Source organism: Nocardia sp. NBC_01329 (genome assembly GCF_035956715.1).
In the GTDB taxonomy this organism is placed as follows: Bacteria; Actinomycetota; Actinomycetes; order Mycobacteriales; family Mycobacteriaceae; genus Nocardia.
The window spans coordinates 3324561-3338161 of record NZ_CP108381.1 but is presented as its reverse complement, the minus strand read 5'-3'; the positions used below and the strand labels follow the sequence as shown (position 1 = coordinate 3338161).

At 65.3% G+C, this 13601-nt stretch carries 13 protein-coding genes and 3 pseudogenes; 8 read left to right on the top strand and 8 right to left on the bottom strand.

The genetic code is table 11. The annotated features are described in order from the left end of the window. Positions 1-218 precede the first annotated feature (218 nt). Both OG405_RS15045 and OG405_RS15040 read right to left on the bottom strand, forming a co-directional pair. A pseudogene (locus tag OG405_RS15045) lies at positions 219-1026 on the bottom strand (IS5 family transposase). Between the two features lie 182 nt (positions 1027-1208). Then, positions 1209-2030: an alpha/beta fold hydrolase gene (locus OG405_RS15040; protein WP_327147126.1), complete on the bottom strand. Its 822-nt coding sequence runs from the start codon at positions 2028-2030 to the stop codon at positions 1209-1211. Between the two features lie 57 nt (positions 2031-2087). Between OG405_RS15040 and OG405_RS15035 the strand changes: the two genes are divergently transcribed. The 3 genes and pseudogenes from OG405_RS15035 (at position 2088) to OG405_RS15030 (ending at position 3893) form a co-directional block, all read left to right on the top strand. Continuing rightward, a complete protein-coding gene (locus OG405_RS15035; protein ID WP_327147125.1) occupies positions 2088-2564 on the top strand; it encodes a MarR family winged helix-turn-helix transcriptional regulator in 477 nt (158 codons plus the stop codon). Between the two features lie 85 nt (positions 2565-2649). Beyond that, positions 2650-2788: pseudogene (locus OG405_RS29245) on the top strand (IS256 family transposase); the annotation flags it as partial. A 604-nt stretch (positions 2789-3392) separates the two neighbouring features. Further along, positions 3393-3893 (top strand): hypothetical protein, encoded by a 501-nt coding sequence (locus OG405_RS15030; protein WP_327147124.1) that lies wholly within the window; start codon positions 3393-3395, stop codon positions 3891-3893. A 126-nt stretch (positions 3894-4019) separates the two neighbouring features. On the opposite strand, the gene OG405_RS15025 is transcribed toward OG405_RS15030, so the two are convergent. From OG405_RS15025 to OG405_RS15000, 6 genes are all read right to left on the bottom strand, one after another. Then, positions 4020-5182, bottom strand: a protein-coding gene (locus tag OG405_RS15025; protein WP_442790558.1) for an IS3 family transposase whose coding sequence is annotated in 2 segments (ribosomal slippage) — positions 4020-4909 and positions 4909-5182 — 1164 coding nt in all. Because the reading frame shifts where the segments join, the coding sequence is not laid out codon by codon here. Between the two features lie 235 nt (positions 5183-5417). After that, a complete protein-coding gene (locus OG405_RS15020; RefSeq protein ID WP_327147123.1) occupies positions 5418-6095 on the bottom strand; it encodes a pentapeptide repeat-containing protein in 678 nt (225 codons plus the stop codon). Between the two features lie 2 nt (positions 6096-6097). Beyond that, a complete protein-coding gene (locus OG405_RS15015; RefSeq protein ID WP_327147122.1) occupies positions 6098-6511 on the bottom strand; it encodes a hypothetical protein in 414 nt (137 codons plus the stop codon). Between the two features lie 1018 nt (positions 6512-7529). Further along, positions 7530-7853: a hypothetical protein gene (locus OG405_RS15010; RefSeq protein ID WP_327147121.1), complete on the bottom strand. Its 324-nt coding sequence runs from the start codon at positions 7851-7853 to the stop codon at positions 7530-7532. A gap of 150 nt (positions 7854-8003) precedes the next feature. Continuing rightward, positions 8004-8660, bottom strand: coding sequence for a CoA transferase subunit B (locus tag OG405_RS15005; RefSeq protein WP_327147120.1), 657 nt, complete (start codon positions 8658-8660; stop codon positions 8004-8006). Further along, positions 8657-9403, bottom strand: a complete 747-nt coding sequence (locus tag OG405_RS15000) for a CoA transferase subunit A (protein WP_327152344.1) — start codon at positions 9401-9403, stop codon at positions 8657-8659. The genes OG405_RS15005 and OG405_RS15000 overlap by 4 nt, the downstream gene beginning before the upstream one ends. 122 nt (positions 9404-9525) lie before the next feature. Here OG405_RS15000 and OG405_RS14995 point away from each other — a divergent pair. The 5 genes and pseudogenes from OG405_RS14995 to OG405_RS14975 all read left to right on the top strand — a co-directional run. Next, a pseudogene (locus OG405_RS14995) lies at positions 9526-10011 on the top strand (dioxygenase family protein); the annotation flags it as partial. Positions 10012-10104: 93 nt separating this feature from the next. Then, entirely contained in the window at positions 10105-10227 is a 123-nt protein-coding gene (locus OG405_RS14990; protein ID WP_327152627.1) for a hypothetical protein, read from the top strand. 46 nt (positions 10228-10273) lie between these two features. Next, positions 10274-11506 carry a bifunctional 3-oxoadipate enol-lactonase/4-carboxymuconolactone decarboxylase PcaDC gene (gene pcaDC, locus OG405_RS14985; protein WP_327147119.1) on the top strand — a complete coding sequence of 411 codons (1233 nt, stop codon included), beginning with the start codon at positions 10274-10276 and terminating at the stop codon, positions 11504-11506. Beyond that, positions 11503-12282: an IclR family transcriptional regulator domain-containing protein gene (locus OG405_RS14980; RefSeq protein WP_327147118.1), complete on the top strand. Its 780-nt coding sequence runs from the start codon at positions 11503-11505 to the stop codon at positions 12280-12282. The genes pcaDC and OG405_RS14980 overlap by 4 nt, the downstream gene beginning before the upstream one ends. A 20-nt stretch (positions 12283-12302) precedes the next feature. Next, positions 12303-13535, top strand: coding sequence for an acetyl-CoA C-acetyltransferase (locus tag OG405_RS14975; protein ID WP_327147117.1), 1233 nt, complete (start codon positions 12303-12305; stop codon positions 13533-13535). The last annotated feature ends 66 nt before the right edge of the window (positions 13536-13601 follow it).

The window sequence follows — 13601 nt, the reverse complement described above, 5'->3', positions numbered from 1 at the left end:
AACCAGTAGCTGCAGGACCCGTCGGGGTCGAGATATGGGAGTCGGTGTTTCCGGTTGTCGCAATGATCTTCCGCTACCGGCGACCGTTCGGGGCCTTCGTCGCGGTCGTTCGTCTGTGGGCATCGCGTCGCCTCCCAAAGTGCTTGTCCCACTAAGGTAGACGCCCACCGATACGTGGCCGAGCCCCGATGACCGTATGCGGCTGTTAGGAGGGTGTCTTACGTGGATAGTTTCTTGCAGCAGTTCAGAGCTGCGGCGAGTTGTAGAAATGCTGCGAAGAGGCGGCCGTGGCGTTCGTAGCGGATTGTCAATCGCCGGTATCCGGTCAACCGCGCGATGGTGCGTTCGATCTTCCAGCGATGACGACCCAACCTTGTGGGGTCCTCGATCCCACGACGGGCGATACGAGGAACGATCCCGCGAGCACGCAGCCAGCGGCGATGCACGTCGTAGTCGTAGCCCTTATCGGCACGTAGTTTGGCGGGTTTGCCACGGCGCGGGCCACGGACCGACCGAATCCGCGGGATCGATTCGACCATCGGTTGCCGCATCACCGAATCGTGGATGTTCGCGGCGGAAACGCCGGTGACCAGCGGTATTCCGTTCGCATCGGACATGATGTGGATCTTGGAGCCTTTCTTGCCGCGGTCGACCGGGCTGCGGCCGGTCAGTGAGCCCCTTTTTTCGCCCGCACGCTCGCCGCGTCCAGGATTGCCGCGCTCCAGTCGAGGTCGCCTGCGGCGCCGAGCCGGTCGAGGATCTCCCGGTGCAGTGCGTCGAAGACCTCGGAATCAGCCCACACCATGAACCGTCGATGCGCGGTCGGGACGCTCACCCCGAATGACGCGGCAGATGCCGCCACGCGCATCCGCTGGTCAACACGAACACCACCGCCGTGAAGACCGCACGTTCATCGACGGGAGCGGTGCCTCCGCCCTGCGGTCTGGGTATGAACTCGGGTAGCAGCGGTTTCACAATGTCCCACAACGCATCCGGGACAGGTCTCTGAGCAAGCCTGTCGACCACGGGTCACATCATGCCGGACAACGAATTACACCCACGTAAGACACCCTCTAAACCTGAGCGCGCCCAGCTCGGCCAGTCGATGCACGGCCTCGGCCGCGTTATCGGGCGTTCGACACCGGCTACTGACGGCGCGCTGGAACGAGTTCGTACGGTGAAGTGTTGTCGGGCAATTGATCGAGGGATCAGGCGGTGGCACCGAGAAATTCTACGACCAGCCTGTTGTACACCGCCGGCTGTTCCATATTCGGAAAGTGGCCCGCGCCCTCGATTCGCACCCGACGACCGTTGGGGACCGTGGCCAGGAGGCGATCTACGGTCGCCGTGACGTCGGGTGAGTCGAGCGCACCGTCGACGGCGAGCACCGGGACGCGGATATCGTGTGCGCGCGCTGCCAGATCGACGACCGGCCGGCTGTAATCGGGTTCGGGGGCAGTGTGTTTGGACAGTGTGCGACCCGCCATCCATCGAAGTTTGCCGATGACGGCCGAGTCGACTTCCGCCAGTGAACGATCCGGGCCGGCTGCCCATGACAGAAATGCTTCCATCCAGGTCGCGATATCTCCGCGCGCCAGGGCCGCGGTCTGGGCGTCGGCGACTTGCTTCGCCCACTGATCGCGATACTCCGGTTCGCCGATGCCGCGGCCGCTGACGATCAGCCCGCCGACCAGCTCCGGGTGCTCTACCGCGGTGTCGATCGCGATCATGGCCCCCATCGAGACGCCCGCCAACACCACGGATTCCACTCCGAGATGGCGCAGGAGGGCGACCAGATCGTCGACCTGCCGAAAAGGTTTCGTCGCATTGGCGGACGCCCCGTGACCCCGGGCGTCGGGTGCGATCACCCGGTGGTGCTCGCTCAGTGTCGGCAACTGCAGATCGAACATGGAGGAGTCCAGGAAGCTCGCGTGCAGCAGTACCACGGGCCGGCCCGCGCCTCCGGTGTCGCGGTACGCCAGAGCTCCATCGGTGGTGTCGAATCGGAACAGATCGGTGGCACTCATCATGACAACCAAGGTGTCATAATGAGCCATTCTTGACAACTGAGGTGTCATAATCGCCTGATGGATGAGCCCCTCGCGCCCGATGACCTCGCCGACCGGCTGATGGAGGTGTTCTCCCGGATCGGCATCCTGTACCGCCACGTCTACCGCAAAATCGAGCAGGAGACAGTGCCGGCAGGACTCTCGGTCGGCGTCCGCGCCATCTGCGACCTGCTCGATACCCAAGAACCCATGACCGTCCCGCAGATGGGCCGAGCTCTGGCATTGAGCCGCCAGTTCGTCCAGCGCATGGTCAACGATGCGCTCGCGGCAGAACTCGTCGAAACTTTCGACAACCCACGGCATCAACGCTCGCCGCTGGTCGGCCTGACCACGAAGGGGAGTGCGGCAATAGCAACGACTACCGCCCGTGAACATGCCGTGTTACGCGAGGTCGGCGGAAACCTCACCGGCTCCGACATCGACACCTGCCTCGAAGTCCTGCACCACCTGGGCCAACCCTTCGCCGATGTCGACTTCGACGGGCGCACCGGATAATCGCTGTTCAGCGATGTGGGACTGTCGATTTATCGGTGTTTCCGGCCTGATTCGCTGACCGAATGGTCAGCGGGAAGGTGCCGCAATGACGGCACTTGATGCCGTGGCGAAGAAGAAAGCTGAGGCCTCGGCCGAGCAGCTGGCGGCGGTCGCGGATGGCCAATGAACAAGGATTGCCCCTGACCGGGCCGGACGGGCTGCTCGAACAATTCACCGAAACACTGGACCGGCCTGCTCGAAGCCCGGGTGGTGATCGCGGGTTTCAAGCGGGTGCTCGATCGAAGGGCCGTCGTCAGCGCGGCGAGTACCCCGTCCCACCGCCACCGATCCCGCGCTCGCTCCGTCCGGCCGTGGCCATCGACCGTTCCACGAGAGCTGGGCCGCGGCACCGAGCCACACCCGGTCGGGATGCCGGCAGAGCACACTGCCGCCGTCTGCCTCCGGCCTTCGCTCGATACACCTCTACGTCGAGTGCGTTGCTGAATTGAAACGCGACCAAATGGTCGGTTCGTAGAAGCCGGTGACGCGCTCGATGAGGTTTCGTCCGGGCGCGAAGACTCGATTGTTGCCGCCGTAGAGGCGGAGCGCAGCGTGCAGACCGACGAGCATGGAGGAGCGCGGCGAGTCCGAACCGCTATAGACAAGATCGTGACATCTGCAACCGATCGATACGCGCGGGCGCGGCGTCTCGGCCGGCGTATTCTCGGTCCGCAGAACGAGCGCATGGGCAGCGGCAGGTTTGCTCCGGAGACTCTCGAAACGTGGCCAGGGAAATCTACTGCACGACTACCTTCGATATATATGGACCGCAGGTGGAAAGGAATCGAGATGAAAAAGATACTGAACTCGTTGTCCGAGGACGAGTACGTGCTGGTCCGGGAAACCAAGAAAGCTCAGATGGCTGAACTCGACGAAGCCGAATTGATCAACCTGCATACGCGAATCCGGCGTGCCCGAAACAAATATGCCAAGCTGTATCGGCGGACGGGCGCCACCAAAGTCGAATCCAAAGGTGCACGGGGATCGGGAAAAGCAGCGAACAAACGCAACGCAGGCAGAGCAGAGGTTTTCGAAGGTGCACTGAGCCGGGTCAGTCGGAAGTTGGCCGCGGTCTCGAGGCAAAGTGCTCGCGATTTGAAAGAAGAGCGGTTGGCACGCGCCCGCAAGGATGCACCCTCGTTCAGTGAAATCGAGACCAGCGATGGAAAGGTACGGTCCGCAGGCAAAGCACGCGTTGATGCGACCCGCCAATCGTCCGGGCGTAAGAAGTACGAGGCCTCGTCCATTGCGGCCGGGGCACGGCGTCAGGCCAAGAAGGATGGCCGGTAGCCCCGACGGTGACAACGGACATGCCGGGATCGACGTCCAGGCCCGCGCACGGAGGGCATCACGCGACGACAATCCTCACCGGATGACGCATGACCTGCCCCATGTTTTGGGTTCCAGTCTCGGTGGCTAACTGGCAGCGGTGATGGGTGTCTTCTCGGAGAGTAGCTCGAACTCGATCGGGGTGTGGTAGCCCAGGGCCGAGTGGCGGCGTTGGCGGTTATAGAAGATTTCGATGTAGTCGAAAATCGCGTTCGCGAGTTCGATGCGGGTCTTCCACTTCTTGCGGTCGAGTAGTTCGATCTGCATCGAGGACCAGAACGATTCGATCATGGCGTTGTCGAGTCCGTCGCCGACGGTCCCAAATGACGGCAGCAGTCCGGCCGATCGGATCTTCTCGCCGAAAACCCACGAGGTGAACTGACTTCCGTGGTCGGCATGGACGATCCCGCCCGGTGCGGGCCGGCGGTTCCGGATCGCCATGTCCAGGGCATTGACCACGAGAGTCGAGTCTTGGCGGGAGTCGATGGACCAGCCCACGATCCGGCGGCTGAAAGCGTCCAGGACTGCGGCGCAGTAGACCCGGCCTTCCCTCGTGCGGTGCACGGTGATGTCGGTAACCCACAACTCGTTCGGCTTCAGCCTGCGGAATTTGCGGTTCACCAGATCGTCTGCAGTGACCACGCCGCGCAGGCTCTTGACCCGCGCTGAGGCCGGTAACCCGCGGATGCCAGCCAACGTCATGAGGACCGATACCGTGCGGGGGCAGACCTTGATGCCCATCGCCATTGTCAGTTCGGCGTGGATCCTGCGGTAGCCGTAGGTGCCGCGGGACGCGACGTGGACCTCACGGATCAGCCCGGTCAACCATTGGCGCCGTAATTGTGTCGGCGGGGTCGGGCGCCGTTTGGCCTTGTAGTAGTTCTGCCGGGCCACCCCCAGCACTCGACAGCATCGGTCTACCGGTGCCCCGGAGGCGACGAGGCTGTCGATCACCGGGTAGAACCGTCTTTTGGGCCGGAAGTGTCCTCCCCGAGGAACTTCGCGGCGTGGCGGATGATCGCCAGCTCGGTTTCGAGTTCTCGTATCCGGCGGCGAGCAGCACGCAATTCCGCCGACTCCGCTGATGGTTTGCCCGGACGCAGTCCGTGGTCGATGTCGTCCTGGCGCAACCATTTCGACAAAGTGACCGGATGGATGCCCAGTTCGACTGCGGTCTGCTTAGCGGGTTTGCCTGCCCGGACCAAAGCGATCGCTCGGGTCCGGAACTCGGTGGGATAAGCGTGTGGCACGCGGATCAGCCTTTCGGTAAGGCTGCCAGTTAGCAACCCGAGCTGGAACCCAACCGGTGGGGCAGGTCAGGTCCGGGTGGCGCGTGCGATCGGAGCCATCGCCGGTGTTTCTGCCGGGTGTGCTCTTCGCGGAGATGGATTCAAGTGAGCGTATCGGCGATGAGTTCCCCGGCCCGGGGCCGGTGGTTGATCCGTGGGATCCCGCACGGGTCGATATGTTGCGGCACGATCCAACCTATCGAGGATCACCGCCAGGATGGACTCGGACGTTCGTGGCTCCGTTGGAGTGGAACCATTCCTGCAGTTCGAGCCCGTCCAGCACTATCGGCGCGCCCTCGCCTATATCTACGGGGCCTATGACCAGGCCTTCGGCTTCCTCGACGTGAGCGCCGTGGATCCGTGCGCGGGACAGCCTGGTGCGTTCGAATGTGCAACCGCTGAAGTTCGCTCTGCGAAGGTCTGCCCCTGAAAACGTGACTCGCTGTAGCCGGGCTCCGTGGAAATCCGCGCCCGCCAATTCGGCGACCGAAAAGTCGGCGCGCTGCAGGTCCGCACCGCGGAAAACTGCCTGCTGGGCATGGCAGCCGCGTCCTTGGACCTTGCGGAGGTCTGCGCGACTGAGGTCCGCCCGGCTGATGTCGGCGGCTGTCAGCCATGCTGTATACAGGTCGGATCCGACCAGTTTCACATCGGTCAGGATCGCTTCGCTGAGTTCCGCCCCGAGTAGATCCAGGCCGGACAGGTCCGCTCCGGTGAAATCGAGCCCGGATCCACTGAGCAGTGTCGATGGGTTGCTCTCGGTCGCGGGGTCGGCAGGCAGGGCTGAGAGATAGTCGGCCAGGGCTCGGTGAGCTATTGGGTTCACGGGCCAGTTGCGGACCTCTGCAACGGTGCGGCCGTTTGTGGTCGCCATTTCTACCAGAGCACCTTTCCTTGCCATTCGGGATGGCTTTCCACAAGCTGCCTGAGATGAGCTTTCCGGGACTCGGTCATGCCACTTTGGTCGACCATTACACCTTCTCCGTCCGCAAGCGAGTCCTCGATCATTTCGACAAACTCCTCGTCGGTTTGCGGATTGGGTATCGGCTTACCCGCGACATAGGCCGGCCGATAATCGGGAATGACATCCGGCGAGCTCTTGACATCCCAGTGCAGGCCCGTCTCCTTGTCGACGAACTCGCCGGTGTCCTCTCCGTTGGGACCTGGTTGTGCTCGCTCGAGCGGCCCGACTCTACCCGCATTCTCATTGGTCAAGCCAACCTCTGCCTCGCGCCTCGACTGTGGACTGACCTTCCCGTTCTTCGCCGGATCCTGCGCAAGTTCCTCCACACGTGTCGCATATTCGGGACACTTTTTCTCAGCATTTCTGCCCTGGCAACCGTGTCTTTGCACAGGTATTTACACCACCGCCACCATCACCGGAACCGCCTTCGCTGTCGCGCAATCGCCGGTGAAATCCCACCCACTGGCCACCGATGCCCCGATCATCGCGGCCTTCGCAGGGCCCGGCGCGGCGCGAGCAGGAGATCTGAGCCGGGTCGTTTCCGGTGAGTCGGGATGAGCTACGAGATCAGGATGTGTCGGTCGCTGGAACGCGAAATACTTTCTCAGATCAGACCGGAGGGGACGTTCTGCGTTCTCGATCGGGTTACCGTCGCCGCCCTGTGGTTTCCTTGATGACCGTGGGGGCGTCAGCACGCGGGCCTATCCCCACCTCATCGGCTCTTGAGAAGATGGGGACGGGCGACGGGCGCCAGGGACTGCCGGTTTCGTCCGGGGGAGGGGCCGCCCCTACCTATCCGAGTTCCCGTTGCACCTTCCGTCGGCTCTGTACTCGACTCTGGCCCGAAATCAGTTGTACCGATCCGCAACGTTCGGTGGCTCGCTGACGATTGGATTGGCATGCAACCAGATTCGGTAGTGGCGGCGGTGGCTTCTGGGGCCGGGTTCGGGCGGCACTGAACCGGCTGTTTCCCGATCGCCTCGTGACACCGACCGTCGTCGCCACGTGCGCGTTCACTGCGCCCGGCTCCGCGCACGCCGGCACGATCCGGCACCGCAGCGCATACGCCTGCATCGAGGTCGCCGCCCGCGCACCCCGCACCAACTCCCGACGCTGCGCCTCGGTCACCACCAATTCCGGACCCGACCTCGGGCGCCCAGTCCTTGCCAGCGCCGAATCCTACAATTAGCCAACGTATTCAGGCGCGGAACACTGGAGACGGTGGCACCGACCTCACGAGGTAGCGCAGCCGACTATCGTATGCGGCGCAACGAAACTCGGATCACAGTTGCCGCCGATTCAGGCTCCGACCAGCGCACGTGGGATCTCGTGAATGGGCGAGAGTCAACTGTCCGGATCACGCTCGATCGGGTCCGGCCGGTCACCCCGCAGACCAAACCGTACAGCGGCGAGTTGTCGAGGCTGTCTTGGTGTCCAGGCCTCACACCACAGATCTTTCGGCGAGGTCGCACCGCAGGTCTGCAGCGCTGCGATGGTGGCGTCTGCCGCCGATTTCCCTGTCTCGGGTTCGGGGAGGAAGGCGCGGGTTCGCACTTCTCCGTCCTCAACGCTGTACATCTCACTGGCTGTCGCACCGAACAATCCGTGCACGATGGTGCCTGGCTGGTCGTAGATGCCAATAGCCCAACCGATTTCGGCGATGTCCACGTCCAGTCGAAACTCGCCGCCGCACACGCGACAGCGACCGCGCCAGCCAGGTCCATCGGAGAAGCATCGATCACACCGGGAACATAGCAACGGCGATGGGCAACCTGCCGGCTCTCTAGGTCGGTGAGCGCACGGCGCGGCACGCTGTCCTCAGCCGACACGTTCCAGCAATTCGGGTGCGACCCCGATATCGGCGCCGGTGGCGGCGCGCACCTCCGCGATACTCACCCCGGGGGCGGTCTCCGCCAGGACGAGCCCGGTCTCGGTGACATCCAGGACCGCCATATCGGTGATGATCCGATTCACGCAGCCCATCCCGGTCAGCGGCAGGGTGCACTCCGTGACGATTTTCGGCTCCCCCGCCCGGGAGACATGGTCCATCATGACGATCACCCGGCGGGCTCCGTGCACCAGATCCATGGCGCCGCCCATCCCCTTGACCATCTTCCCGGGGATCATCCAGTTGGCCAGATCGCCCCGGGCGCTCACCTGCATCGCCCCCAGGACAGCGACGTCGACCTGCCCGCCGCGGATCATGCCGAACGACTGCGCGGAATCGAAGAACGAAGCGCCGGGCAGCACGGTGATGGTTTCTTTTCCGGCGTTGATCAGCTCGGGGTCCAGTTCGTCCTCGGTGGGATACGGGCCGACGCCGAGGACGCCGTTCTCCGAATGCAGGACGACGGTGATGTCGTCGGGCAGATAGTTGGGCACCAGGGTGGGCATACCGATCCCGAGGTTGACGTACTGGCCGTCGGTGAGTTCGGCGGCGACTCGGGCCGCCATCTGTTCGCGGGTCAGTGTCATGCGCGGAGCGTCCTGTTCTCGATTCCTACCTCGACCTTGCCGACGTGCAGCACCCGCTGGACCTGGATCCCGGGGGTATGCACTTCGTCCGGATCCAGCTCGCCCGGTTCCACCAGATGCTCCACCTGGGCGATCGTGATCCGTCCCGCCGCCGCGGCGGGCGGGTTGAAGTTGCGGGCGCTGGCGCGATAGACGAGGTTGCCGTGCCGATCGCCTTTCCAGGCGTGGACCAGCGCATAGTCGGTCACGATGCCGCGCTCCATGACGTAGGTGACGCCGTCGAACTCCCGCGTCTCCTTCGGTGGGCTCGCCACGGCGATCCCCCCGGCGCCGGCGTAGCGCAGCGGTAGACCGCCCTCGGCCACCTGGGTGCCGACTCCGGCGGGAGTGAAGAACGCCGGAATGCCGGCACCTCCGGCGCGCATCCGTTCGGCGAGGGTGCCCTGCGGGGTCAGTTCCACCTCGAGTTCACCGGAGAGATACTGGCGGGCGAATTCCTCGTTCGCGCCGACGTAGGAGCTTACGGTGCGGCGGATACGGTGCGCCGCGAGCAGGACACCCAGGCCGAACCCGTTGGTGCCGCAGTTGTTGCTGACGACTTCCAGATCGCCGGCACCTTGGTCGAGTAATGCGTTGATCAGCACTTCGGGTATGCCGACCAGCCCGAACCCTCCGACTGCGAGCGACGCGCCGTCGGGGATATCGGCGACCGCTTCGGCGGCTGTGGCAATGACTTTGTCCATCACGCGGTCCACTGTAACCGCCAATGTACGTATTGTGAACCTATGTCCGCACTGCGAACAACTTTACCTGTCAGGCTTGTATCGAGCCACCCGGCGTCCTATGCTGTTCGCATACCGAAACAATGTCCACATTACGAACACGGATCGTGTGTATGCTCCAGCTGCCACCGCGCTACCGCGGTATCGACAAGGGCGAGGAAGCTCCTCTCGACTTCGCCGATTACCGCACCACCGCACTCCGCCACCCCCGACAGCCGCTGGTCCTGCTGCCGCAGCGCCTCGGCGAGCTCACCGGGCCGGTCCTCGGCGAAGACCGGATCACCGCGGCCGGCGCCGATCTCACGTTGGCCCGCGGCGGCGAAGCGATCGGGCAGCGGATCGTCGTGCACGGGCGGGTCCTCGACAGTGACAGCACACCGGTACCGAACACGCTGGTCGAGATCTGGCAGGCCAATGCCGCCGGTCGCTACCGGCGCCAGGGCGCGACCCGATGTTCTTCCAGAATCCGATCTACAACTCGGTGCCCGACGGCGCCCGCCAGCGCATGGTCAGCGTGTTCGACTACACCTGTTACTCGCGGAGCGCGTCACCGCGGCATTGTCCGAGCACACCGACCGGGCCCGCGAGATCGTCACCACCACCACGGACCCTCCGGCGCTGGCCACCGACCCCACCACATCGGCTACCTCGGAGCGGAACGGGTGCGCGAGTTACTCGATCCCGCAAGCTATCTGGGGCACGCGGCCGACCTCGTGACCCGAGCCCTGGCGCAGCGCGGCGACGAGCACCAGCCGGGCACGTCCGCGGCCGACGGGCCATCGTGACCGGTGCCGCCACACAGACTTTTCCAGATCGATCGGAGCAGGTGAGATGAGCGCAGACACCGTGGATTCGACGACCATCGTCGAACTCTCCTACCAGGCCTCCGGCACCGCGAACGGCGCACCCGCTGTCGTCCTGCTCGGATCGCTCGGTTCCGACAGATCGATGTGGGCCCCGCAGGTGGCCGCACTGGCCGGCGACCACGAGGTCGTCACCGTCGATCTGCGCGGCCACGGCGAGTCTCCCGCACCCCCCGGCGATTACACCGTCGCCGGACTCGCGGCCGATGTGCTCGCCCTGTTGGATGGGCTCGGGCACGATGCCGTGCACCTGGTCGGATTATCGCTGGGCGGCGCGGTCGCTCAGCATGTCGCGGCCTATACGCCGTCCCGAGTCCGCACGCTGACCCTGCTGTGCACCGCCGCGAAGTTCGGCAGCCCCCAGAGCTGGCTGGACCGGGCCGCCACCGTGCGCGCCGAGGGCACCACCGCCATCGCCGACGCCGTGGTCGACCGCTGGTTCACCGCCGGACTGGCCGAACGCGACCCCGGACTCATCGCCCACAGCCGTGCGATGGTCACGGCCACACCGGACGACGGCTACGCCGCCTGCTGCACCGCGCTCGCGCATTGGGACGGCCGGCCCGATCTCGCCCGTATCACCGCCCCCACACTGGTGATCGCCGGCGCCCAGGATCCGGCGACCACGCCCGGCGATATGCGCAGCCTCGCTGATGGAATCGCGAACTCCGTTCTGCACGTGCTCGATCCGGCCGCGCATCTGGCCAGCGTCGAACAGGCGGGCCCGGTCTCGTCGCTGATCACCGCGCACCTCGCGGGCAAGGGCGAGCGCACCGCGGCGTTCGAGCAGGGGATGCGCGTGCGCCGGGCGGTCCTCGGCGACGCGCACGTCGACCGGGCGGTCGCCGGCACCACCGCGTTCACCGAGCCGTTCCAGGATTTCATCACCCGCACCGCATGGGGCGATATCTGGAGCCGGCCCGGCCTGGACCGGCACGCCCGGCGGCTGCTCACTCTGGCCGTGCTCACCGCGGTCGGCAATACCCACGAACTCGATATACACATCCGCGCGGCCCTGCGGGCCGGCGTCGACCCGGACGAACTCGCGGAGGTCTTCCTGCACACTGCGGTCTACGCGGGTGTACCGAACAGTAACCTCGCTTTCGGGCTCGGCAAAGCGGCGATCGCCGAAGGCGTCGGATCCCGCCCGGCCGACGACACCGCGGCCGGCCCCACCGACGAGGAACCACAACGACCATGACCGATCCTTCACCGGATTACGTGCAATCACTGGGTCGCGGCCTAGCCGTGATCCGCGCCTTCGACGCCGACCATCCCCGGCGAACCCTCAGCGATGTCGCCAAAGCCACCGAACTGACCCGCGCGACCGCGCGCCGTTTCCTGCTGACCCTGATGGAACTCGGTTATGTCCGCACCGACGGCTCGCTGTTCTGGCTCACACCCCGTGTCCTGGAACTCGGCTACAGCTATCTGTCCAGCCTGAGCCTGCCCGAGGTCGCGGGCCCGCACCTGGAAACATTGGCCACCCGGGTGCACGAATCGACGTCGGTGTCCATCCTCGACGGTGCGGATATCGTCTATGTCGCCCGTGTCCCGGTCAGTCGGATCATGACCGTATCGATCACCATCGGTACCCGCTTCCCCGCATTCGGCACCTCGATGGGCCGTGTCCTGTTGGCCGGGCTATCCGAATCGGCGTTCGAGAAGTACCTGGCCGAGGTCACCCTGTCTCCGCTCACCGACCGCACCGTCCTCACCACCGAGCAGCTCCGCGAACAAGTACGCAGGACCCGCGACAACGGGTACTGCCTCGTGGATCAGGAACTCGAGGAGGGGCTGCGGTCGATCGCCGCGCCGATCCGCGACCACACCGGGACAGTGTGCGCCGCGGTGAACATCTCCACCCACGCCGCCCGATACACCGCGGACAGCGTCAGCGTCGACCTGTTACCCCCTTTGCTGACCACCGCCGCAGCCATCGGAAACGACCTCGCGCGCGTCCACAACCGCGCCTGATACCGCACGAAGGAATCACCATGCCCGACGCCGTCATCTGCGAACCCCTGCGCACACCGGTGGGCCGCTTCGGCGGAGCACTCGCGGATATCGCGCCGGAAACCCTGGCCGCGACCCTGATCATCGAACTACTCGACCGCACCGGCCTGTCCGCCGAGCAGATCGACGACGTCATCCTCGGCCAGGCCTCTCCCAACGGAGAGGCCCCGGCCATCGGCCGTGTCGCCGCCCTCGACGCCGGCCTGGGTGTCGAGGTACCCGGGATGCAGGTCGACCGACGCTGCGGATCGGGGCTGCAGGCCGTCCTTCAGGCCTGCATGCAGGTCGTCACCGGCGCCAGTGATCTGGTATTGGCGGGCGGTGTGGAATCCATGAGCCGGGCCGAGTTCTACGCCACCGGGATGCGCTGGGGTGTCGAGGGCGAGGGCATCGCCTTGAACGACCGTCTCGCCCGGGCTCGGGTCAGTGCCGGCGGTAAGAACTTCCCCGTACCGGGCGGCATGATCGAAACCGCCGAGAACCTGCGCGCCGAGTACTCCATCAGCCGCGCCGACCAGGACGCCCTCGCGGTGCAGTCGCATCGGCGCGCGGTCGCCGCACAGCTGTCCGGCCGGTTCGCCGAGGAGATCGTCGGAGTCGCCGTGCCGCAGCGCAGAGCCGACCCGATCGTGGTCGACACCGACGAACACCCCCGCGCCGACACCACCGTGGAGGCACTCGGGCGCCTGCGCCCGATCCGCGGGAACGTCGATTCCGAGGCCACCGTCACCGCCGGCAACGCCAGCGGCCAGAATGACGGCGCCGCGCTCTGCGTTGTCACCACGCCCGAAAGAGCCCGTGCCCTCGGTCTGCGGCCGTTGGCCCGTCTCGCGTCCTGGGCGGTCGCCGGAGTGCCCCCGCGCACCATGGGCATCGGACCGGTCCCGGCGAGCGAAAAAGCGCTGGCACGTATAGGTCTGACACTCGACGATATGTCGGTCGTCGAACTCAACGAGGCCTTCGCCGCCCAGACCCTGGCCGTCCTACGTGAGTGGAAGCTCGAACCCGATGACGAGCGCCTCAACCCCAACGGCTCCGGAATTTCACTGGGACATCCCGTCGGCGCCACCGGGGCGCGTATCCTTGCGACCCTGCTTCGGGAACTGGACCGCCGCGAGGGCCGCTACGGTCTGGAGACCATGTGCATCGGCGGTGGACAGGGACTCGCCGCCGTTTTCGAACGCTTCCCCACGACCGGTGGCCGCCGTTGTTAACCGGGCAAGAGGTCCACTTCGTCATTCGCGACTGGTCCAACCGTCCCGAGCCCGGCCCGCGCCCCG